A 20,714-nucleotide genomic window follows, 5' to 3' on the forward strand; every position below is an offset into this window, starting at 1 on the left:
GTGTGGTGGATGGTTTCGTTGCGGCTTCGCGAAAGCTTGTGGAGACAACGACGCCTGGGGGCCGGCAGTTGACGCGCGGCGGGTGCGTTGCAAAGCTTTACACCCCCCAGAATCCACACCCATGAACACCGCATCGACCTTCGACTGGACCGCCGGCTACGCCAGCCGGCGCAGCCCGCTCTTCGCCCGCAACGTCGTCTCCACCTCGCATCCGCTCGCGGCGCAAGCCGGGCTGCGCATGCTGCAGGCCGGAGGCAACGCGGTGGACGCGGCGATCACCACGGCGGCCTGCATGACCCTGGTGGAGCCTTGCAGCAACGGCCTGGGGTCGGACGCGTTCTGCATCCTGTGGGATGGGCGTCAGCTGCACGGCCTCAACGCCTCGGGACCGTCGCCGAACGCATGGACGCCCGAGTTCTTCGGCGGCCAGGTCATGCCCCGGCGTGGTTGGCGTTCGGTCACCGTGCCTGGCGCGGTCGGCGGCTGGGCGGCGCTGAGCGAACGTTTCGGCAAGCTGCCGTTTGCCGACCTGATGCAGCCGGCCATCGAGATCGCCGAGCGCGGCTACGCGGTGCCGCCCATCGTGCAGGGCAAATGGGCGATGGCCGCGGCGCTGGACGAGATCACGTCGCAGCCCGGCTTTGCGCAGGCCTTCCTGCCGCAGGGCCGCGTGCCCGAGGTGGGCGAGCTGTTCCGCTTCCCCGACGCGGCGCGCAGCCTGCGGCTCATCGCCGAGAGCCAGGGCGAGGCCTTCTACCGCGGCGAGATCGCGGCGGCGCTGGCCCGCTTCTCCCGCGAGACCGGTGGCGCACTGACCGAGGCGGACCTGGCGGCCTACCGGCCCGAATGGGTCACGCCGCTGGCACAGGACTTTGCCGGGCACACGCTGCACGAGATTCCGCCGAATGGCCAGGGCATCGCCGCGCAGATGGCGCTGGGCCTGCTGCAGCATTGGGACGTGCGCGCCCACGCGGTCGACAGCCCCGAGGCGCAGCACCTGATGATCGAGGCGATGAAGCTGGCGTTCGCAGACGTCTACCGCCATGTGGCCGAGCCGGGCGCGATGCAGGTCAGCGCAGCGCAACTGCTCGACCCCGGCTACCTCGCGTCGCGCGCGAAGCTCATCGACCCCACGCGTGCGCAGGCGTTCGGCGCCGGTAACCCCGTCAGGGGCGGCACCATCTACCTGACTGCCGCCGACGAGTCCGGGATGATGGTCAGCTTCATCCAGAGCAACTACATGGGCTTCGGGTCGGGCCTGGTGCTGCCGGGCTACGGCGTCAGCCTCCAAAACCGCGGCCACTGCTTCACGCTGGCGGGCGGCCACCCCAACCAGGTGGCGCCGGGCAAGCGCCCCTTCCACACCATCATCCCGGCATTCCTCACCAAGGACGGAGCGCCGGTCATGAGCTTTGGCGTGATGGGCGGCAACATGCAGCCGCAGGGGCACCTGCAGACGCTGGTGCGCATGCTCAGCTACGGCCAGAACCCGCAGGCCGCGTGCGACGCGCCGCGCTGGCGTTTCAACGAAGGCCTGTCGATCAACGTCGAGCCGCACATGCCGGCGGCCACCCTGGCTGCGCTGGCCGCGCTCGGCCACGAGATCGGCGACATCCACGACAGCTACCAGGACTTCGGCGCCGGCCAGTTCATCTGGCGGCTGGGCGACCCGGCCGTGCAAGGCTACGTGGCCGCCAGCGACCCGCGCCGCGACGGCGCAGCCGTGGGGTATTGATGATGGAGCCGCTGCGCCTGAACCCCGGCGACGACCTGCGCGGTGCGCTGGAGGCCACCGGGCACACCGGCTTCGTCATCGCCGGCATCGGCAGCCTGACGCACGCGCAGTTGCGCATGGCCGGCGAGCCTGCGGCCACGCGCATCGACGGCCCGCTGGAGATCCTGACGCTCAGCGGCAGCCTCACGCCTGATGGCGCGCACCTGCACGCCAGCGTGTCGGATTCGTCGGGCCGCGTGCGGGGCGGGCATGTCTGCGCCGGCTGCGAGGTGCGCACGACGGCCGAGCTGCTGATCGCCCCGTTGCCGGCGGGCTCGCTGTCGCGCGCATTCGATGCGCGCACCGGCCATGCCGAGCTGCGCATCGCCAAGGCATGACACCGCCACGGCGCGCTGCTAGCATGCGCGCCATGACCAAGTTGCTCGACCTCGACTGACGCCGCTGCGCGTGCTGTGTCCCGGCGGGGGCCTCCCCGCCTGTCGAGTCGTTTCGGAGCCTTCGCGTCATGTTCTCCAAGTTCTTCACCCTCGCGCCCGGCGACCTGCTGCGCGATGCGGTCTACCGGCGGCTGTGGTCGTCCATCCTCATTTCGTCGCTCGGCGGCCAGATCACGATGCTGGCGCTGCCGCTGACGGCAGCCGTGCTGCTGGAGGCGAGCCCCACGCAGATGGGCCTGCTGCAGGCGATGGAAATCCTGCCCTTCGTGCTGTTCTCGCTGCCGGCCGGCGTGCTGCTGGACCGCTGCGCCAAGCTGCCCGTCTACATCTGGGGCGAGAGCCTGCTGGCGGTCGCCGTGGCCAGCGTGCCGGTCGCGGCGTGGCTGGGCGCCTTGAGCATGACCTGGCTGTACGTCGTCGGCTTCGTGCTCGGCTGCGTCTACACCGTGGCCGGCAGCGCCGCGCAGATCGTGCTGACCCAGGTGGTGCCGCGCGAACGGCTGGTCGAGGCGCATGCGAAGAACGCGCTCGCCTCGTCGGGCGCCGAGGTGGCGGGCCCCGGTGTGGCGGGCGCGTTGATCAAGCTGCTCGGCGCACCGCTGGCACTGGCCGTGGATGCGCTGCTGCTGCTGGTGTCGGCGGCCATCCTGCGCGGCATCCAGGTCAAGGAGACGCTGGCTGCGCGCAGCGGCCAGGCGTTCTGGCCGGAGCTGAAGGCCGGCCTGCGCTTCGTGCGCGAGCGGCGGCTGCTCGTCAGCCTGGCCGCGGCCACCGGCGGCTGGCAGCTCTTCCACAACGCGGCGCTGGTGGTGCAGATCCTGTTCGCCACGCGCGAGCTGAAGCTGTCGCCGCAGACGGTGGGCCTGTCTTACATCGCGCTGGGCGCGGGCACCGTGCTGGCCAGCGTCTTCGGCCACCGCATCAGCCGCCGCATCGGGCCGGGGCCGTGCCTGGTGCTGGGCTACGGGGCGTGCGGCGTCGGCTGGCTGCAGCTCGCGCTGGCGCCGGCCGGGCAGCTCGGCGTCATCAGCTTCGGCGTGATGCTGTTCGCCTTTGGCGTGGGCGCCGTGCTGATCTTCATCAACTTCCTGTCGCTGCGCCAGGCCGTGACGCCCGCGCCCATGCTGGGCCGCATGACGAGCACGATGCGCTGGCTCATCCTGCTGCCAGCGGGGCCGGGCGCGCTGATCGGCGGCTGGCTGGGCGAGCACCTGGGCCTGCGCGCCGCGCTGGGGTTCTCGGGCGTGGGCGCCTGCCTGCTGGCGGTGCTGGCCTGGCGGCACGGCGTCATCCGCAGCGTGCGCGAGCTGCCCAAGCCTGTCGAGGTGATGGCCGCATGACTGCGTCCCGCGATCCCCTGCTGATCGACGTGCCCGAGCGCCTGGACGGCGAGCGCACGCTGCTGCTCGCGCCGCGCGCCGGGCTGGGCGCGGAGATGGCCGTGGTCATCACGCAGTCGCTGTCCCACCTGCGGCCCTGGATGCCGTGGGCGCAGGACGCCCCCACCGTCGAGAGCGCGGAGCTGGTGGTGCGGCGCATGCAGGCCGACTTCATCGCGCGGCGTGACCTGTGCTTCCAGATCTACGCGCGCCGGCCGGATGGCAGCCCGGGCCGGCTGCTGGGCGGCACGGGCCTGCACCGCATCGACTGGGCCGTGCGCAGGTTCGAGATCGGCTACTGGGTCCGCCCCGAGGCTGCAGGCCAGGGCCATGTCAGCGAGGCCGTGCGCTTGCTGACGGCGCTGGCCTTCGGCACGCTGGGCGCGCGGCGCGTGGAGATCCGCTGCGACACGCGCAACCTGAAGAGCCGGGCCGTCGCCGAGCGCTGCGGCTTCGCGCTGGAAGGCGTGCTGCGCAGCAACGTGCTGGGCGTGGACGGGCATCCGCGCGACACCGCGGTCTACGCGCGCATCGACGGCTGACGACTTCGGTGCACGCGTAGTCCGGCATCGGGCCACGGCAGCCTTTGGAAGCTTGGGCTGCCGGCGCCGCTGCCGCTACTTCGCCGGCTCCAGCGACCAGTAGCGCCCCTGGGCGGAGTTCACGGCACGCAGTCCGCCGCGGTCGGCCGCGCGCTTGCCGCCGGTGATGAGGTTGTAGAGGTCGGTCAGCACCGGCTGCGCCTGGGCGAAGTAGGTGTGGCCCATGAGGCTGGTGTCCACGTCGGAGGCGTCGATGGTGTCGATGCCGTTGATCAGCGTCAGTGACGCGCCCGACTCGCCGGCCCGCGGGTACTGGTGGAACTTGCGCGAGGCGCCCAGCGCTTCGTCCTTGGACGACGCGTACAGCGTGACCGGGCGGCCGGCACTGACCAGGGCGGGCGCGATCTGCTCCTTGAACACCTGGGCATCGATGTCGGGCGCCGTGAGGATGATCTCGGCGATGCGGTCCTTGAGGTCGGGCCGGGCGGCCATGGCAGCGGCCACGGCGCGGGTCAACGCCCGGTTGCCCATGCTGTGGGCGATGAGATACACGCGCTCTGCCTGGGCGCTGTCCAGGAAGTCCACGAGGAACTTCTGCAGGTTGCCCTGCGACCACTCCACCGTCGCCTCGTCGGCGGCGTAGGCGGACACCTCGCCCGCCGAGGGCCAGCTGAACATCACGGCCGCGCCGGGGAAGCGCAGGTCGTAGGCGATCTGCGCGGTGCGCCGCGCCGCGTGGTCGAACGTGACCTTGTAGCCGGGCACGAAGAGCAGCGCGCTGCGGTCGTTGCCCCGGGCGAACTGGGCCTGCAGCTGCGCATACAGCGCCTGGCGCGACAGCAGCGTGGTGGACAGCAACGTGACGTGCCGCGTGGGGTCCGGCTTGAACTCCAGCCGCCAGAACTTGGGCCCTTCCATCTCCCCCACGACATGGCGGAAGGGGATGGACACCTCGCACACACCGTAGCTCAGGCCGGTTCGGGAACGCTTGCCGCCGAACTTGTTGACCGGGTCGGCCGGCTTGTCGGCCAAGCGGTCCGTCGCGAAGTAGACAGGCACCGTCGTGAACTCGGGCCGTGCTGCCGGCGCTGGCGAGGCCGCCACGTTGTCGGGCGGAGGCGGTGGCGGTGGCGGGGGCGGCGGTGGTGGAGGTGGAGGTGGCGAAGGAGGCACTGCTGCGGCGCAGCGCTGCGCGACGGCCTCCAGCGACAGCGGGCGGGCCTGCGTGGCGTAGCGTTTCACGGTGGCCACCGTGCAGCCCGGGGCATCCTCGATGCTGCGGCAGGCACTCAGGTCGCCGCCGCTGCGGGCGGTGTCGTACACCTCCTGCAGCGTGCAGGCCTTGCCGTGCGCCACGCCTCCCAGCGTGGACATCAGCAGCAAAGCCCCGAGGCGAAGCAGTGGACCCATGGCGTGTGCCTTCGTCATTGGTGCCCGGCCGCTGAGGCCGCCGGGCGTGGACAGGCCCCGATGATGCGGCCGCACGGCGTGGCAGGCACTGTCGTTTGCCCGCGCTCGCCGCGAATGTCAGCCGCGGGCTGCGACCCTAGCGCGCCGCACCATTGCGCGGGTGGGTTCAGTCCGGGCCGCGCTCCGCGCCTGGCTGTGGTCGAGCGAGGGATGCCGCTGGTGGCGAGGCGGTGACGTTGCCGATGTCGACCTCGGAGTCGATGCGCGAATCCTGGAGGTACAGCGGCCCGGCGATGGACGGCCGTGGCCCGGCCTTGCCATCGGGAGTGGCGATCCAGTGGGTGCCGCCTGCGCTTTTCAGGCCAATGACATGGATTGGCACGTAACTGGCCAGTACGTCCGCCAGAGACGGCGTGGGAACCAACTCCGCGCGCGACTTGGAGCCTACCGCCGTGTGCCAGTTGCCCGCCAAGGCGACGACGGTGTAGGCCGGGCTCGAAGCCAACGTCATCCAAAGCTTGTCGGCCATCGTGCGGTCGTTGATCGCCGCGAATCGCGTGGACTCGATTTCTGTGAGCTGCATCGGCTGGCCGGGATCGGCGGCAATGATCTCGTGGAACTCCAGTTGCATGGCCAGCACGCCCACGCGCTGGCCTGCCTGCTTCCATTGGCGCATCTGTTCTATCAGTGCCAGCATCGCCTGGCTGTTGCGACCGTCCTGAAAGGGGCGTGCCCACGCGCCGGTGCCGGTCAAGGCCTTCACGTCGGACGGATTGCCCGCAGAGCTCAGGTAGCGATTCAGAGCTGCCTGCTCCTGCCCCTCACGCTCCAGTGCCAGGATCACCGTACGCCCCTGCTTCAGCAAACCGCACACCAACTGGGCGACAAACTGCGGCGTCTGTTCGTTCCCGTGCACCTCGCCCACGACGATGGCCCGGGCCGTGATCTTCTCAAGCGCCAGTTGCGGCGGTGGTCCGGCGCAATCCGGCGCGGCGGCGAGCGCCGTGCCGAAGCTGGCCCAGCCGGCCAGCCACATGGCGGCGGCGATGGATCTCATGTGTTCTCCCTGAAGTGAAGCATCAGACGGGCCGGAGCCGGTCCACGGCGTCCGTGATGATCCCGTCGATGCCGTCGGCGATCAACCGCTTGGCCACCGCCTCGTCATTGACCGTGTAGACCAGCGCCCGCCAGCCGCGGCCATGCAGGCGCTTGATGAGCGCGCCATCCATCAGCCGGTAGTTCGTGATGACCGCCACCACGTCCAATTGTTCGGCTGCCTGCCACCAGCCGTCCCACAGCTGGTCCAGCAGCAGCGCGCGGGGCAGCGTGGGTTCGGCATCGCGCGCGGCGGCCAGGGCCTCGGGCTTGAAACTGCTCAGCAGCGGCGGCAGCGCACCGCGCCACAAGCGCGCCGCCTCGCGCGCGACGGCCGCGCCGGTGCGGACCTCGTCACCGGGGCAGGGCTTGATCTCGACGTTGAGCATGCAGCCGTTGGCCTGGCAGAAGGCCGCGACCTGCGCGAAGCGCGGCAGCGGCTCTGCGGCGTAGGGCGGGCTGTGCCAGGCGCCGGCATCCAGCCGGGCCAGATCGGCCCAGTCCTGGGCGGCCGGCGAGCCCTGGCCGCTGCTGGTGCGCTCCAGCGTGTCGTCATGCAGCAAGAAGGCTTCGCCGTCCCGGCTCAGCTTGACGTCACATTCGAAGGCTCGGTAGCCAAAACCGGCCCCGGCGCGGAAGGCGGCGAGCGTGTTCTCCGGGGCAATCTTGCCCGCGCCGCGGTGCGCGAGCCACAAGGGATAGGGCCAGGGCTTCATCCCATGGATTCTGAAGGGCAATCCGTGGCAGGACACCCCTGCGATACGATCCTCGCCCTCTATGAATGCCCCGCATCCCCTGATGCCGGTTGCCGCTGCCGCAGCCGACACCGACGCCCACGTCGACGCCCCTCGACTGCGCGAAATTCCCTACAACTACACGTCGTTCTCCGACCGCGAGATCGTCATCCGCCTGCTCGGCCCCCGGGCCTGGGAGCTGCTGGACAAGCTGCGGCTGGAGCGGCGCACGGGCCGGTCCGCGCGCATGTTGTACGAGGTGCTGGGCGACATCTGGGTGGTGCAGCGCAACCCCTACCTGCAGGACGACCTGCTGGACAACCCCAAGCGCCGCGTGCTGCTGATCGAGGCCTTGCACCACCGGCTGGCCGAGGTGCAGAAGCGCCGCGACCCGGGGGCCGACCCGCAGCGCGACAGCTACGTGGGCGAGTTGCTGAAGGCCGCGCACGACGCGGTGGCGCAGTTCGCGGTCATGTTCGAGCATGTGGCGGACCTGCGCAAACGCGCGGCCAGGCAACTGGCCAGGCACACCGCCAAGGACAACATCAAGTTCGACGGCCTGTCGCGCGTGTCCCACGTGACGGACGCCACCGACTGGCGCGTGGAGTACCCGTTCGTCGTGCTGACGCCGGACACCGAGGCCGAGATGGCCAACCTCGTGGGTGCCTGCTTCGAGCTGGGGCTGACGGTCATTCCGCGCGGCGGTGGCACCGGCTACACGGGCGGCGCGATTCCGCTGGTGTGGAACAGCGCGGTCATCAACACCGAGAAGCTCGAAGCGCTGCGCGGCGTGGAAATGCTGCGCCTGCCGGGCCTGGACCGTGACGTGCCGACCATCTTCAGCGAAGCCGGCGTCGTCACGCAGCGCGTGGCGGACCTGGCCGAGCAGCATGGCTTCGTGTTCGCGGTGGACCCGACCAGCGCCGAGGCGAGCTGCATCGGCGGCAACGTGGCCATGAACGCCGGCGGCAAGAAGGCCGTGCTGTGGGGCACGGCGCTGGACAACCTGGCGTCCTGGCGCATGGTCACGCCCGAGGCCAAGTGGTTGGAGGTCACGCGGCTGAACCACAACCTCGGCAAGATCCACGACGTGGAGGTGGCGAGCTTCGAGCTGCAGTACTTCGACGCCACGGGCCAGGTGCTGGAGCGCACCGAGCGGCTGGACATCCCGGGCCGCATCTTCCGCAAGGAAGGCCTGGGCAAGGACGTCACGGACAAGTTTCTCGCCGGCCTGCCGGGCATCCAGAAGGAAGGCTGCGACGGCCTCATCACATCAGCGCGCTGGATCGTGCACCGCATGCCGGCGCACACGCGCACCGTCTGCCTGGAGTTCTTCGGCAACCCCAAGGACTGCGTGCCCAGCATCGTCGACATCAAGGACTACATGTTCTCGATCGCCCACACCGGCGTGCTGCTGGCGGGCCTGGAGCACCTGGACGACCGCTACCTGAAGGCGGTGGGCTATGCCACGAAGAGCAAGCGTGGCGGCCTGCCCAAGATGGTGCTGGTGGGCGACATCGTCGGCGACGACGCGGACGCCGTGGCGCGCGCGACGAGCGAGGTCGTGCGCCTGGCCAATGGCCGCTCGGGCGAGGGCTTCGTGGCCGTCAGCGCCGACGCGCGCAAGAAGTTCTGGCTGGACCGCAAGCGCACGGCGGCCATCAGCAAGCACACGAACGCGTTCAAGGTGAACGAGGATGTGGTGATCCCGCTGCCGCGCATGGGCGAGTACACGCTGGGCATCGAGCGCATCAACATCGAGCTGAGCCTGCGCAACAAGCTGGCGCTCGTGACGGCGCTGCAGGCGCTGTTCACGACGGGCAAGTTGCCGCTGGGCAAGAGCGACGACGCGGGCGAGATCCCCAGCGCCGAGCTGCTGGAAGACCGCGTGCAGCAGGCGCAGGCGCTGCTGCGCGAGGTCGGCGGTCTATGGCAGGGTTGGCTCGACGGCATCGACTCCGGCTTCTTCGAGGGCCTGCAGACGCACGAATTGCGCGCGTCGTGGAAGACGCAGATCCTCAAGCCCTTGCAGGGCATCTTCAGCGGCGCGGCCTTCGAGCCGCTGCTGGCCGAGCTCAAGCGCATTCACCAGGAGGTGCTGCGCGGCCGCGTGTGGGTGGCGCTGCACATGCATGCCGGCGACGGCAACGTGCACACCAACATCCCCGTCAACAGCGACAACTATCAGATGCTGCAGACGGCCCACGAGGCCGTGGGGCGCATCATGGCGCTGGCCCGTTCGCTGGACGGCGTCATCTCCGGCGAGCACGGCATCGGCATCACCAAGGTCGAGTACCTGACCGACACCGAACTGGCGGCGTTCACCGACTACAAGCAGCGCATCGACCCCGAAGGCCGCTTCAACAAGGGCAAGCTGCTGAAGAACGCGGACCTGCGCAACGCGTACACGCCGTCCTTCGGCCTGATGGGCCACGAGTCGCTCATCATGCAGCAGAGCGACATCGGCGCGATCAGCGACTCCATCAAGGACTGCCTGCGTTGCGGCAAGTGCAAGCCGGTCTGCGCCACGCATGTGCCGCGCGCCAACCTGCTCTATTCGCCGCGCAACAAGATCCTCGCCACGTCGCTGCTGGTGGAGGCCTTCCTTTACGAGGAGCAGACGCGCCGCGGCGTGTCGATCAAGCACTGGCAGGAGTTCGAGGACGTGGCCGACCACTGCACGGTCTGCCACAAGTGCCTGACGCCGTGCCCGGTCAAGATCGACTTTGGCGACGTGACGATGAACATGCGCAACCTGTTGCGCAAGATGGGCCAGAAGACCTTCCGCCCCGGCAATGCCGCGGCGATGTTCATGCTCAACGCCACCAACCCCGAGACCATCAAGCTGGCGCGCACGGCGATGGTGGGCGTGGGCTTCAAGGCGCAGCGCCTGGCAGCCGACCTGTTCAAGCGTGTGGCCCGCAAGCAGACCAGCGCGCCGCCGGCCACGCTGGGGGCCGCGCCGATCAAGGAGCAGGTCATCCACTTCATCAACAAGAAGCTGCCGGGCGGCCTGCCCAAGAAGACGGCGCGGGCGCTGCTGGACATCGAGGACAAGGACTACGTGCCCATCATCCGCCCGCCGTCCATGGCGAGCGAGACCGAGGCCGTGTTCTATTTCCCGGGCTGCGGCTCGGAGCGGCTGTTCAGCCAGGTCGGCCTGGCCACGCAGGCCATGCTCTGGCATGCCGGCGTGCAAACGGTGCTGCCGCCCGGGTATCTCTGCTGCGGCTACCCGCAGCGCGGCTCGGGCCAGTTCGACAAGGCCGAGAAGATGATCACCGACAACCGGGTGCTCTTCCACCGCGTCGCCAACACGCTGAACTACCTGGACATCAAGACCGTCGTGGTGAGCTGCGGCACCTGCTACGACCAACTGCAGGGCTACAAGTTCGAGGACATCTTCCCCGGCTGCCGCATCATCGACATCCACGAGTACCTGCTGGAGAAGGGCATCACGCTGGGCTCCAAGACCAGCTACCTGTACCACGACCCCTGCCATTCGCCGATGAAGCTGCAGGAGCCGATGAAGACGGTGAAGGCGCTGGTGGGCGACAACGTCGTGAAGAGCGAGCGCTGCTGCGGCGAGAGCGGCACGCTGGGCGTGACGCGGCCGGACATCTCCACGCAGGTGCGCTTCCGCAAGGAAGAGGAACTGCGCAAGACGGAGACGCAATTGCGTGAGTCGGGCCAGGTCGGCGCGAACGACAACCTGAAGATCCTCACGTCCTGCCCGAGCTGCCTGCAGGGCCTGAGCCGCTATGGCGACGACCTGCAGAACGGCCTGCTCGAAGCCGACTACATCGTCGTCGAGATGGCCAGGCAGATCCTCGGCGAGAACTGGATGCCGGAGTACGTGGCCAAGGCCAACAACGGCGGCATCGAGCGAGTCCTGGTGTGACGCTGGCGCAGTACCTGCGCACCGCGTTCAGGTGGCAGCGCGGGCGCCAGGGCAGTGGCTACGACAAGATGCTGCTGCTCACGGCGCGCTGGCCGCTGCCGTTCGACAGCTACCTGATCCGCTACCCCGAGGGCAGCGCCATCCCGCCGCACACCGACCCGGTGCAGGCCGGGCGCCACTACCGGCTCAACGTCGTCGTGAAGGCCTCGCCGCGCGGCGGCGAGTTCGTCTGCGCGACGCCCATCTGGCAGAGCCGGCGCATCAAGTTCTTCCGCCCCGACGCCTGCGAGCACAGCGTGACCCGCGTGGAGGGCGGCAGCCGCTACGTGCTGTCCGTCGGCTGGGTCCTGAAAGGCCGATGACATGACTTGCCCGCTCTGCACGACCGACGGCGGCCTCGTCGTCGCGCGCACATCGAAGTTCCGCATCGTCCGCGTCGTCGACGGCGACGAGGCCGTGCGTTTCCCGGCGTTCTACCGGCTCATCTGGGCCACCCATGTCGCGGAGTTCAGCGACCTGGCCGATGCAGATCGGCACGCGTGCATGGACGCCGTCGCCGAGATCGAGCGGGTGCTCCGGTCGCTGCTGGCGCCGACCAAGGTGAACCTGGCCGCGCTGGGCAACGTCGTGCCGCATCTGCACTGGCACGTCATCGCGCGCTTCGAGGGCGACAGCCACTTCCCCGCGCCGGTCTGGGCCGAGCCCAAGCGCGATGCAGCGTTGCCTGCGCTCGATCTGGCCGCGGTGGATGCGGCCATCGCTCAACGCTTCTCGGCCACGGCGGCGCGGTAGGCGCCGTCGGTGCCGGCAGCGGCCGTCGCCTTTGCCGCGTCGACGGGGCGTGCCATGGCCGGGCCCGCTGTCAGCGCGAGGGCGATGGCGCAGGCGAGGCCAGCGAACAGGCTGTTGAGGGCGGGTGTGCGCTGGGCGATGGAATAGACGGTGGACATGACAAGCTCCTGAGGTCTGGTGGCGGGCGGCGCAACATGCGTCGACCTGGGTTCAGACTAGGTGCCGGGTTGCGCTGCCCCAAGGCGCACGCGATGAGCTGCCGACCGCGTGCGATGGCCTGCGAAAAGCGGCGCTCGAACCGCAGGCCATCTTCGCCTGCTCAGGCCTGCCGTGGTGTTAAGCCGCGTGCCGTCCGCCTGTTGGCGCGGCGACGGCGCGTCATGCCGCACGATTGGCTGGCATCAAAGCTGCTAAGTCCACAGCATTGGTTGTCTCCTCCATCCCGCAGGATGGATTCAAGCCCTGAGGCGCACCGCCTCGGGGTCTTTTTTTGTGCGACGCCCATGCAATGCACCGACGCTGTGCATCTGCCGACCCCGACGAACGCGTCAGGGACATTGTCTTGAGCGCCGAAACAGGGATCGGCAACATGCTTCCAGCCATGCAAAGCCCTTCGACAAGTGTCCAGATCACGCCCGGCAGGGGCTGGACCCGGTTCACCTATGCGCGCGCGGACATGGCGCTGCTCGGCGTCGTGCAGATCGGCCCGCAGATCGGCGCATTGGCGCAACTGCCCGGTGGCGGGTACGCCCAGGTGAACGGCGATTTCATCGAGCTGCTGGACGCGGCCCAGGTCGTGGCAGCGCTGCAGTGGGCCGGGCTGCCGGCCCGCACGGCATCGGGTCCATCCCGACCCGCCACCGTGACGATCAAGAAGCGCAGGCACGCCGCCGTTCCGACCGGCGCCTGACGCCGTGCCTGGGCGCCGCACGCGTGCCATGCAGGACGCCCCGGATGGCTCCGAAGCGTCTTGAAAAGGCACTTGCAAAACCGAAGTCGAAAGGGCGGCGATGCCCGCTCTTCCTCAGCAGGGTGGGCGGGTCACCACACCGTGAGCGGGTCGCTCGCCACCATCGCGCTGCCCGGCTTGCACGAGAACGCCTGTGCGAAGTAGGCCGAGTTGCTCATCGGCGTCAGCACCCGGTACTTGGCCGGGGAGTGCGAATCCGTGCGCACCTGGTTGATCAGGAACTCCGGGCGCACCTTGGCGCGCCACACCAGCGCGTTGCTCAGGAAGAAGCGCTGCGCCGGCGTGTAGCCGTCGACCAGCTTGCCGGCGCCGCCCGTGCGCTTGAGCGCGCGCTGCAGGCCTTCATAGGCGATGGGCAGGCCCGACATGTCGGAGATGTTCTCGCCCAGCGTCAGGCGGCCGTTGATGTTGTAGCCCGGCAGCGGCGAGATCGCGCTGTAGCGGTCGGCCACCTTGTCGGCGCGCAGCTTGTAGCCGGCGGCGTCCGCGGGCGTCCACCAGTCGGTCAGCGTGCCGATGGCGTCGAAGTTGCGGCCGCTGTCGTCGAAGTGGTGCGTGATCTCGTGGCCGATGACCATGCCGATGCCGCCGTAGTTGGTCGCGTCGTCGGCCTTGGCGTCGAAGAACGGCGGCTGCAGGATGCCGGCCGGGAAGGTGATTTCGTTGAGGCCGCCCGCCTGCGCATTGACCACATAGGGCGCCATGCGCCAGCGGCCACGCTCCACCGGCGCGTCCAGGTCCTTGACCTGCTGGCCGCTGTTCCACAGCGCGACCTTGAGCCAGTTGCCGGCGTAGTCGTTGGTGCCGAGCTGCAGGCCCTCATACTGCGGCCACTTCTCCGGCGCGCCGATCTTGGCCTGCATGTTGGCCAGCTTTTCCAGCGCACGGGTCTTGGTGCCGGGGGTCATCCAGTCGAGCTTCTCGATGCGGGCCTTCATGCTGGCGCGCACGTCGTCCACCAGTTGCACGGCGCGCTTCTGCGCCTCGGGAGAGAAGGCGCGCGCGACGAACAGTTCGCCCAGCGCCAGCCCCAGCGGCTCGCTGCCGGTGCGGCCACCGATCTGCAGGATGACGTCTTCGCTGCGCGGCGGCGGCGCCTGCAGGCCGGTGATGGCCTTGCCGCGGTAGTCGAACGACGCATTGGCGAAGGCCTTGGGCAGGCGGGGCGCGGCGGCGTCCAGCACGCGCACGGTGAGGTACTGACGCCAGGCCGGCAGGGACGCCGGCGAGCTGGCCAGCATGCCCACGCGCTCCAGGAATTCCGGTTGGCCGACGATGATGCGCTCGGGCAGCTTGGCGCCCGCCGTCAGCACCGCCAGGTAGGCGCTCCAGTCCAGCCCCGGTGCAGCCTTGGCCAGTTCCGCCAGCGTCATCGGGTTGTAGTTGGCGACGGGGTCGCGCAGTCGCTCCCTGGGGCGCGTGTAGTCGGCCAGCATGGTCTCCAACTCGCGCAGCGGCTTGATGTCTTCGTCGCTGGCCGGGCGGCCCGCCGCACTCAGCAGCGCCTTCACATAGGTGCCGTAGGCATGCCGCAGGGTGCGGGTGCGTTCGTCGTCCTTGCTGTAGTCCTCGGGATTGGGCAGGCCCAGGCCCGACTGGCTCAGCGTCAGCACGTTGCGGCGCGTGTCCTTGCGGTCAGGCTGCACGCTGAAGTTCAGCGGCGCGCTGATGCCGCTGCGGTTCAGCAGCGCCAGCAGCGTGGGCAGATCCTCGCGGCGCTGCAGGCTGTCGATGCGGTTCAGCAGCGGCGTGACGGGGCTGATGCCACGGGCCTCGATGGCCAGCTCGTCCATGCCGCTGGAGAAATAGGCGGCGATGAGCTTCAGGCCCGGCGTCGTCTGCAGCGTGGGCTTGTCGGCCAGTTCCTTCAGCGCCTTGTCCAGCAGCGCGTCGTTGTTCTGGCGCAGCTGCTCGAAGCTGCCGATGCGTGCGCGGCTGGCCGGCAGCTCGGTGGCGGCCTCCCAGTTGCCGTTGACGAAGGCATAGAAGTCGTCGCAGGGGCTGACGTCCTTGGACAGGCCGGTCAGGTCCAGGGCCTGGGCGGCCGCAGCCAGTCCAAGCAGGGCCGCAGCGGCGGCCAGGCGATGGCGGGCGAATGGGTGCATGGTGCGAATGGGCGAAACGTTGGAAGTGCAGGATTAGAGCGCCGGCTGGCCCGAGGGCCGGAAGACACCTGGCATGCCGCGGGTTTTCACCGTGGCCGCCGCCTACACTGGCGCCATGCCCGCTCCCACCGAGATCACCGTCCACCAGCAGTCCCGGGTGCTGGAAATCGCCTTCGACGACGGCGCGCGTTTTCGCATCCCGTTCGAGCTGATGCGCGTCTACAGCCCGTCGGCCGAAGTCATGGGCCACGGCCCCGGCCAGGAAGTGCTGCAGACCGGCAAGCGCGACGTCGTCATCACCGACCTGACGTCCGTGGGCCACTACGCCGTGCGCCCCGAGTTCTCGGACGGCCATGCCAGCGGCCTGTTCACCTGGGACTACCTCCACAAGCTCGGCAGCCAGCAGGATGCGCTCTGGGCTGAGTACGACGCCAAGCTGGCCGCCGCCGGCAAGGGCCGCGACGATCCCATGCCGGTCAAGGGCGGCGGATCCTGCCATTCGCATTGAGTTCTCCATGACACAGACCCACTTCGGTTTCAGCACGGTTGACGAGTCGGAGAAGGCCACCAAGGTCCGCGGCGTGTTCGACTCGGTCGCGTCCAAGTACGACTTGATGAACGACCTGATGTCGGCCGGCCTGCACCGGGCCTGGAAGGCCTACACCGTGCAGGTCGCCAACCTGAAGGCCGGCGAGCGCGTGCTGGACATCGCCGGCGGCACGGGCGACCTGGCGCGGGCCTTCGCGCGCAAGGTGGGCGAGGGCGGCGTCGTCGTGCACACCGACATCAACGAGGCCATGCTGCGCCAGGGCCGCGACCGCCTGCTGGACGAAGGGCTCATCCTGCCCACGAGCCTGGCCGACGCCGAGAAGCTGCCGTTCAAGAGCGAGAGCTTCAACCTCGTGAGCGTGGCCTTCGGCCTGCGCAACATGACGCACAAGGACCTGGCCCTGGCCGAGATGTGCCGCGTGCTCAAGCCGGGCGGCCGTCTGCTGGTGCTGGAGTTCTCGCGCATTGCCGAGCCGCTGAAGAAGCCCTACGACTGGTACTCCTTCAACATCCTGCCCCGGCTCGGTTCGCTGTTCGCGGGTGATGCCCAGAGCTACAAGTACCTGGCCGAGTCCATCCGCGTGCACCCCGACCAGGCCACGCTCAAGGCCATGATGAAGACGGCCGGCTTCGGCCATGTGGACGTGCACAACCTCAGCGCCGGCATCGTGGCGCTGCATGCCGGCATCAAGTGCTGAAGCCGGGTTTACCCGGCTGAGCGTCGAGCGAGACCCGGCGCGCTGCCATTTCGGGGGGGTAGGCCCCCACGAACGCGGGGTCTGCGGAACTTCGCACACCGTGCGCGTCTAACCCCGGGTTGCCCCGACCCACGAATGGGGCGCATGGCTGCAGAAGCGACATCACCCGCCGCTACACTCGGCCGCTCATCGGGGCTGGGAGCCCTTCACTGCACGACAAGGACCACGAAAAGATGGCAAAGCGACTGATCCACCCCCGCGCCACGCTGTTGGCGATCGTCGCGGCGGCGACGCTGCTGGCTGCCTGCGGCGGCGACAAGGGCGACAAGGCCTCGCAGACGGCTGCCAAGGTCAACAAGGAAGAGATCACCGTCCATCAGATCAACTTCGTGCTGCAGCGCCAGCCGGGACTCAAGCCGGAGCAGGCCGAGGCGGCCAGCCGCCAGGTGCTGGAGCGTCTGATTGACCAGGAACTCGCGGTGCAGAAGGCCCAGGAGCAAAAGCTCGACCGCGACCCGCGCGTGGTGCAGCAGATCGAAGCCGCCAAGCGCGAGATCATTGCTCGCGCCTACGTCGAGCGCATCGGCGAAAGCGTCTCCAAGCCGAGCAACGAAGAGATCGCTGCCTACTACAACGAGAAGCCGGCGCTCTTCAAGGAGCGTCGCATCTACAGCCTGCAGGAGCTGCAGATCGAGGCCAAGCCCGAGCAATTCGACGGCATCCGCGCCAAGCTCGCGGCGTCCAAGAGCCTGAACGAATTCGCCGAGTACCTGAAGAGCAACGACATCCGCTTTGCCGGCAACCAGGCGGTGCGTGCGGCGGAGCAACTGCCGCTCGCCAACCTGGACAACATCGCGAAGATGAAGGACGGCGACTCCATGATCAGCCAGGCGCCCAATGGCCTGGCCGTGCTCTTCCTCGTCGGCTCGCGCAGCCAGCCCGTCGACGAAGTGCGTGCCCGTCCTGCCATCGAGGCCTTCCTGCTGAACCAGCGCAAGGGCGAAGCTGCGCAGAAGGACATCAAGGCCCTGCGAGCCAGCTCGAAGATCGAATACGTCGGCAAGTTCGCCGAGTCGGCGGCATCCGCCGCGAGCGCGGCAACGGCGGCACCGGTGGTTCCCGATGCCCCGGCGTCGGCCGCCAGCGGCCTCGATTCCTCCGCCATCAGCAAGGGCATGGGTCTGAAATGATGCGATTCCAACACCTGCTTCTTGCCGCCGCGCTGGGCTTCAGTGCCCTGGTTGCCGGTGCTCAAACCAGCGTCGCGCCGGCTGCTGCGACGGCCAACGCCGAGTACAAGTTGGGCGCCGGCGACGTGATCCGCATCGTCGTCTACCAGAACGCCGATCTGACGCTGGAAACGCGCGTTTCCGAAACCGGCGTCATCAGCTATCCGCTGCTGGGCAGCATCCGTATCGGTGGGTTGGGCATCGGCGCCGCCGAGAAGCTCATCGCTGACGGCCTGAAGAACGGCAGCTTCGTGAAGTCGCCGCAGGTCACGCTGATCCTGCTGCAGGTCAAGGGCAACCAGGCCAGCGTGCTGGGCCAGGTCAATCGCCCGGGGCGCTACCCGATCGAGACCGCCGACATGCGCATGACCGACCTGCTGGCCAATGCCGGCGGTGTCGCGACCACCGGCGGCGACATGCTGGTGCTGACCGGTACGCGCAACGGCAAACCCGTGCGCTTCGAAATCGATTTGCCGACCGTCTTCGCTCCCGGTGACCAGACGCGTGCCAACGATGTGCTGATTCAGAACGGAGACGTTCTGTGGGTGGACCGCGCACCGATCGTTTATATCTACGGCGAAGTGCAGCGCCCCGGCCCGATGCGACTGGAGCGTGGTCTTACGCTGATGCAGGCACTCGCCACCGGTGGCGGTCTGACCCAGCGTGGTACCGAGCGGGGCATCCGTGTGCACCGCAAGTCGCCGGAAGGCAAGGTCGAGGTGATGCAGCCGGTGATGGATGACGCGTTGCGAGACGGCGACGTCGTTTACGTCAAGGAAAGCCTGTTCTAAGGACACGGAATGAACTTCGGACAATTCATTGCAGTTTTGCGTGCGCGCTGGCTGCTTGCACTGATCATTTTTGCCACAACGGTGGTGCTAGCAGTTGTTGTAAGCCTCTTGCTGCCCAAGCAGTACACGGCGGCGGCGTCCGTTGTCGTCGACCCCAAGCCGGATCCACTGTCCTCCGTGTTGTCTGGTTCGCTGATGAACCCGGCCTTCATGGCAACACAGGTCGACGTGATCCTGAGTGACCGAGTAGCGCTTCGCGTTGTTCGCGATTTGAAGCTTACGGAGAGCCCGCAGATTCGGGAGCAGTGGCAGTCGGATACGGGTGGGCAGGGTACTGTTGAAGGTTGGCTGGCTGATCTTTTCCAGAAAAACCTCGACGTCAAGCCTTCGCGCGAATCGAATGTGATCAGCGTGTCCTATCGGGCAGCCGATCCACGCTTTGCGGCCGCCATCGCAAATGCCTTCGTTGTCGCATACACCGCGACGACTCTTGAGCTCAAAGTCGATCCGGCGCGGCAATACAGCAGCTTTTTTGATTTGCGCGCCAAGGAAGCCCGGGATCAGTTGGAGCAGGTTCAGGCCAAGCTCAGTCAGTTCCAGAACGAAAACGGTGTAATGGCTGTCGACGAGCGGTTTGACGTCGAGAATACCCGCCTGAATGAGCTGTCTTCGCAATACGTTGGTTTGCAGTCGCTGGCTTCAGATTCGGTCAGTCGCCAAACGGCGGCCCGAGGCAGCGGCGCTGATCGCATGCAGGAAGTGCTGAACAACCCGCTTATCGCAGGGCTCAAAGCAGATCAGGCGCGACTGGAGGCCAAGCTGCAGGAGCTGAACTCGAAGCTGGGCGATCAAAACCCTCAAGTCATCGAAGCCCGTGCCAATCTGGCCGAGCTGAAGACCCGCATCGACGGCGAAACCACCAAGGTAAGCAGTTCGCTGGGCATCTCCAACAATATCAATCAGCAGCGCGCCGGAGAAATCAAGGCGCAGCTTGAGGCTCAGCGCGCCAAGGTGCTGAAGATGAAGGCGCTGCGCGACCAAGTCACAGTCCTCAGTCGCGACGTCGAGAGCGCCCAGCGTGCCTACGACGCCGTGCTGGCGCGCTTGACCCAGACCAGTCTTGAAAGCCAGACCACGCAGAGCTATGTGAGCACGCTGACTCAGGCTACACCGCCCGTGAAGCCTTCATCGCCCCGGGTCATTCTCAACACCATCATGTCAATCTTCGTCGGCGGACTGCTGGCAATGGCGGTGACCTTGGGCCTGGAGTTCATGGACCGGCGCGTGCGGACAGTGGATGACATCGAGGGCATTCTCGGCTTGCCCGTCATTGGCACGATGCCTGCGAACAATAACGTGACCAAGCGCTTGTCTAAGAACCTGCCTCCCCTGTTGTCGGCCCCAGATGGTCCGGCCGCGGCGAATTAAATCCAGTAGCGACTCCCTACCATGCAAGACAACCAAGCTGATCGAGTCGATCCAAGCCGGGGCAATCGCGAGCGGTCCATTGGAGCCATCATTGCCGAGACAAGGCATCTGACGGCTGAACAGGTCGAAAGCGTCGTCGCCTATCAGAAGAAGCATGCGGTGCGCTTCGGCGAAGCTGCGGTAGCGATGGGCGTCGCGAGCGCTGATGACGTGATCTTCGCGCTGGCGCAGCAGTACAACTATCCCCTCGCGAGCGACGAGCAGCGGCAACTCAGCCAGGAGCTGGTGGCGCTTAACAAGCCTTTCTCGCGGCAGGTTGAGGCCTTCCGCGACCTGCGCAGTCAGCTCATCATGCGCGTGGATCCCAGCTCTGAGGGCGCGCGTCGCCCTCTGGCCGTGGTCAGCCCTGACGTCGGCGACGGCAAAACCTTCGTAGCCGCCAACCTGGCCATCACGCTGGCCCAGTTGGGTGGTCGCACGCTGCTCGTTGATGCCGACCTGCGCTCGCCTCGCCTACATGAGGTTTTTGGCCTGAAGAACGGTGCCGGGCTGTCTAACATACTGTCGGGCCGGGCAGAAAATCAGGTGATCCAGCAGGCCACGGGTGTGCCCAACCTGTTCGTGCTGCCAGTAGGCCCCACGCCGCCCAACCCGGTCGAATTGGTCGAGCGTCCGGCCTTCGGCCTGCTGCTTAACGAGCTGATCAGCAAGTTCGATCACGTTGTCGTCGATACGCCTGCAGCGGCTTATGGTTCTGACGCCGCTGTCATCGCGGCGCGTTGTGGTGCCGTGCTGGTGGTGGCGCGTCGTGACGAATCGCGCGTCAAGACGCTGCAGCACCTAACAATGCTGCTGCAGCAAAGTCGCTCCAAAATCCTCGGCGTGCTCTACAACGAGCACTGACGACAGTGGCTTCGGG

Annotated in this window: 19 protein-coding genes; 14 read left to right on the plus strand and 5 right to left on the minus strand. The window is 67.9% G+C overall.

Going from position 1 to position 20,714, the window contains the following annotated elements; all coding sequences use genetic code 11:
• Positions 1-121 precede the first annotated feature (121 nt).
• The 4 genes from ACO07H_RS06605 (at position 122) to ACO07H_RS06620 (ending at position 4,093) form a co-directional block, all read left to right on the plus strand.
• Positions 122-1,735, plus strand: coding sequence for a gamma-glutamyltransferase family protein (locus ACO07H_RS06605; RefSeq protein ID WP_422012368.1), 1,614 nt, complete (start codon positions 122-124; stop codon positions 1,733-1,735).
• Positions 1,732-2,112 carry a PPC domain-containing DNA-binding protein gene (locus tag ACO07H_RS06610; protein WP_422012370.1) on the plus strand — a complete coding sequence of 127 codons (381 nt, stop codon included), beginning with the start codon at positions 1,732-1,734 and terminating at the stop codon, positions 2,110-2,112. Before ACO07H_RS06605 ends, ACO07H_RS06610 begins: the two co-directional genes overlap by 4 nt.
• Positions 2,113-2,240: 128 nt before the next feature.
• The gene (locus tag ACO07H_RS06615) at positions 2,241-3,512 is read left to right on the plus strand and encodes an MFS transporter (RefSeq protein ID WP_422012372.1); all 1,272 of its coding nucleotides are present in this window, start codon (positions 2,241-2,243) and stop codon (positions 3,510-3,512) included.
• On the plus strand, positions 3,509-4,093 hold the full coding sequence (locus ACO07H_RS06620; protein WP_422012374.1) for a GNAT family N-acetyltransferase: 585 nt from the start codon (positions 3,509-3,511) through the stop codon (positions 4,091-4,093). The genes ACO07H_RS06615 and ACO07H_RS06620 overlap by 4 nt, the downstream gene beginning before the upstream one ends.
• A gap of 75 nt (positions 4,094-4,168) precedes the next feature.
• Here ACO07H_RS06620 and ACO07H_RS06625 read toward each other — a convergent pair whose 3' ends face one another.
• The 3 genes from ACO07H_RS06625 to ugpQ form a co-directional block, all read right to left on the minus strand.
• On the minus strand, positions 4,169-5,503 hold the full coding sequence (locus ACO07H_RS06625) for an alpha/beta hydrolase (RefSeq protein ID WP_422012376.1): 1,335 nt from the start codon (positions 5,501-5,503) through the stop codon (positions 4,169-4,171).
• A 166-nt stretch (positions 5,504-5,669) separates the two neighbouring features.
• Complete coding sequence (locus ACO07H_RS06630) at positions 5,670-6,560, minus strand: hypothetical protein (RefSeq protein WP_422012378.1); 891 nt, start codon at positions 6,558-6,560, stop codon at positions 5,670-5,672.
• 22 nt (positions 6,561-6,582) lie between these two features.
• Positions 6,583-7,314 carry a glycerophosphodiester phosphodiesterase gene (ugpQ, locus tag ACO07H_RS06635; RefSeq protein WP_422012380.1) on the minus strand — a complete coding sequence of 244 codons (732 nt, stop codon included), beginning with the start codon at positions 7,312-7,314 and terminating at the stop codon, positions 6,583-6,585.
• A 61-nt stretch (positions 7,315-7,375) separates the two neighbouring features.
• Here ugpQ and ACO07H_RS06640 point away from each other — a divergent pair, with 61 nt between their 5' ends.
• The 3 genes from ACO07H_RS06640 to ACO07H_RS06650 are packed head-to-tail and all read left to right on the plus strand — an operon-like array spanning position 7,376 to position 12,025.
• Positions 7,376-11,233 (plus strand): DUF3683 domain-containing protein, encoded by a 3,858-nt coding sequence (locus tag ACO07H_RS06640; RefSeq protein WP_422012382.1) that lies wholly within the window; start codon positions 7,376-7,378, stop codon positions 11,231-11,233.
• Positions 11,230-11,595 carry a 2OG-Fe(II) oxygenase gene (locus ACO07H_RS06645; protein WP_422012384.1) on the plus strand — a complete coding sequence of 122 codons (366 nt, stop codon included), beginning with the start codon at positions 11,230-11,232 and terminating at the stop codon, positions 11,593-11,595. Before ACO07H_RS06640 ends, ACO07H_RS06645 begins: the two co-directional genes overlap by 4 nt.
• Before the next feature lies 1 nt (position 11,596).
• Complete coding sequence (locus ACO07H_RS06650) at positions 11,597-12,025, plus strand: HIT family protein (protein ID WP_422012386.1); 429 nt, start codon at positions 11,597-11,599, stop codon at positions 12,023-12,025.
• Here ACO07H_RS06650 and ACO07H_RS06655 read toward each other — a convergent pair.
• Positions 11,995-12,183 (minus strand): hypothetical protein, encoded by a 189-nt coding sequence (locus ACO07H_RS06655; RefSeq protein ID WP_422012388.1) that lies wholly within the window; start codon positions 12,181-12,183, stop codon positions 11,995-11,997. The two genes, ACO07H_RS06650 and ACO07H_RS06655, sit on opposite strands and share 31 nt — an antisense overlap.
• 404 nt (positions 12,184-12,587) lie before the next feature.
• Here ACO07H_RS06655 and ACO07H_RS06660 point away from each other — a divergent pair, with 404 nt between their 5' ends.
• Complete coding sequence (locus tag ACO07H_RS06660) at positions 12,588-12,935, plus strand: hypothetical protein (RefSeq protein ID WP_422012390.1); 348 nt, start codon at positions 12,588-12,590, stop codon at positions 12,933-12,935.
• Between the two features lie 131 nt (positions 12,936-13,066).
• On the opposite strand, the gene ACO07H_RS06665 is transcribed toward ACO07H_RS06660, so the two are convergent.
• A complete protein-coding gene (locus ACO07H_RS06665) occupies positions 13,067-15,100 on the minus strand; it encodes a M13 family metallopeptidase (RefSeq protein WP_422012392.1) in 2,034 nt (677 codons plus the stop codon).
• Between the two features lie 115 nt (positions 15,101-15,215).
• Here ACO07H_RS06665 and ACO07H_RS06670 point away from each other — a divergent pair, with 115 nt between their 5' ends.
• From ACO07H_RS06670 to ACO07H_RS06695, 6 genes are all read left to right on the plus strand, one after another.
• Positions 15,216-15,608 carry a gamma-butyrobetaine hydroxylase-like domain-containing protein gene (locus ACO07H_RS06670; protein ID WP_422012394.1) on the plus strand — a complete coding sequence of 131 codons (393 nt, stop codon included), beginning with the start codon at positions 15,216-15,218 and terminating at the stop codon, positions 15,606-15,608.
• Between the two features lie 7 nt (positions 15,609-15,615).
• A complete protein-coding gene (gene ubiE, locus ACO07H_RS06675; protein WP_422012396.1) occupies positions 15,616-16,347 on the plus strand; it encodes a bifunctional demethylmenaquinone methyltransferase/2-methoxy-6-polyprenyl-1,4-benzoquinol methylase UbiE in 732 nt (243 codons plus the stop codon).
• A 233-nt stretch (positions 16,348-16,580) separates the two neighbouring features.
• Positions 16,581-17,537 (plus strand): EpsD family peptidyl-prolyl cis-trans isomerase, encoded by a 957-nt coding sequence (locus ACO07H_RS06680; protein ID WP_422012398.1) that lies wholly within the window; start codon positions 16,581-16,583, stop codon positions 17,535-17,537.
• Complete coding sequence (gene epsE, locus ACO07H_RS06685) at positions 17,537-18,367, plus strand: polysaccharide export protein EpsE (RefSeq protein WP_422012400.1); 831 nt, start codon at positions 17,537-17,539, stop codon at positions 18,365-18,367. The genes ACO07H_RS06680 and epsE overlap by 1 nt, the downstream gene beginning before the upstream one ends.
• 9 nt (positions 18,368-18,376) lie before the next feature.
• Entirely contained in the window at positions 18,377-19,795 is a 1,419-nt protein-coding gene (epsF, locus tag ACO07H_RS06690; protein ID WP_422012402.1) for a chain length determinant protein EpsF, read from the plus strand.
• Positions 19,796-19,816: 21 nt separating this feature from the next.
• Positions 19,817-20,698 (plus strand): polysaccharide biosynthesis tyrosine autokinase, encoded by an 882-nt coding sequence (locus ACO07H_RS06695; RefSeq protein WP_422012404.1) that lies wholly within the window; start codon positions 19,817-19,819, stop codon positions 20,696-20,698.
• The last annotated feature ends 16 nt before the right edge of the window (positions 20,699-20,714 follow it).

Origin of the sequence: Roseateles sp., from assembly GCF_965229315.1 — a bacterium.
Lineage (GTDB): Bacteria > Pseudomonadota > Gammaproteobacteria > Burkholderiales > Burkholderiaceae_C > Pelomonas.

Excerpts from the sequence above, each read along its gene's own strand:
- ugpQ (WP_422012380.1), bottom strand. The coding sequence starts at position 7,314 with ATGAAGCCCTGGCCCTATCCCTTGTGGCTCGCGCACCGCGGCGCGGGC.
- ACO07H_RS06695 (WP_422012404.1), top strand. The coding sequence starts at position 19,817 with ATGCAAGACAACCAAGCTGATCGAGTCGATCCAAGCCGGGGCAATCGC.
- epsE (WP_422012400.1), top strand. The coding sequence starts at position 17,537 with ATGCGATTCCAACACCTGCTTCTTGCCGCCGCGCTGGGCTTCAGTGCC.
- epsF (WP_422012402.1), top strand. The coding sequence starts at position 18,377 with ATGAACTTCGGACAATTCATTGCAGTTTTGCGTGCGCGCTGGCTGCTT.
- ACO07H_RS06630 (WP_422012378.1), bottom strand. The coding sequence starts at position 6,560 with ATGAGATCCATCGCCGCCGCCATGTGGCTGGCCGGCTGGGCCAGCTTC.
- ACO07H_RS06670 (WP_422012394.1), top strand. The coding sequence starts at position 15,216 with ATGCCCGCTCCCACCGAGATCACCGTCCACCAGCAGTCCCGGGTGCTG.
- ACO07H_RS06650 (WP_422012386.1), top strand. The coding sequence starts at position 11,597 with ATGACTTGCCCGCTCTGCACGACCGACGGCGGCCTCGTCGTCGCGCGC.
- ACO07H_RS06625 (WP_422012376.1), bottom strand. The coding sequence starts at position 5,503 with ATGGGTCCACTGCTTCGCCTCGGGGCTTTGCTGCTGATGTCCACGCTG.
- ACO07H_RS06680 (WP_422012398.1), top strand. The coding sequence starts at position 16,581 with ATGGCAAAGCGACTGATCCACCCCCGCGCCACGCTGTTGGCGATCGTC.
- ubiE (WP_422012396.1), top strand. The coding sequence starts at position 15,616 with ATGACACAGACCCACTTCGGTTTCAGCACGGTTGACGAGTCGGAGAAG.
- ACO07H_RS06620 (WP_422012374.1), top strand. The coding sequence starts at position 3,509 with ATGACTGCGTCCCGCGATCCCCTGCTGATCGACGTGCCCGAGCGCCTG.
- ACO07H_RS06655 (WP_422012388.1), bottom strand. The coding sequence starts at position 12,183 with ATGTCCACCGTCTATTCCATCGCCCAGCGCACACCCGCCCTCAACAGC.
- ACO07H_RS06605 (WP_422012368.1), top strand. The coding sequence starts at position 122 with ATGAACACCGCATCGACCTTCGACTGGACCGCCGGCTACGCCAGCCGG.
- ACO07H_RS06640 (WP_422012382.1), top strand. The coding sequence starts at position 7,376 with ATGAATGCCCCGCATCCCCTGATGCCGGTTGCCGCTGCCGCAGCCGAC.
- ACO07H_RS06615 (WP_422012372.1), top strand. The coding sequence starts at position 2,241 with ATGTTCTCCAAGTTCTTCACCCTCGCGCCCGGCGACCTGCTGCGCGAT.
- ACO07H_RS06665 (WP_422012392.1), bottom strand. The coding sequence starts at position 15,100 with ATGCACCCATTCGCCCGCCATCGCCTGGCCGCCGCTGCGGCCCTGCTT.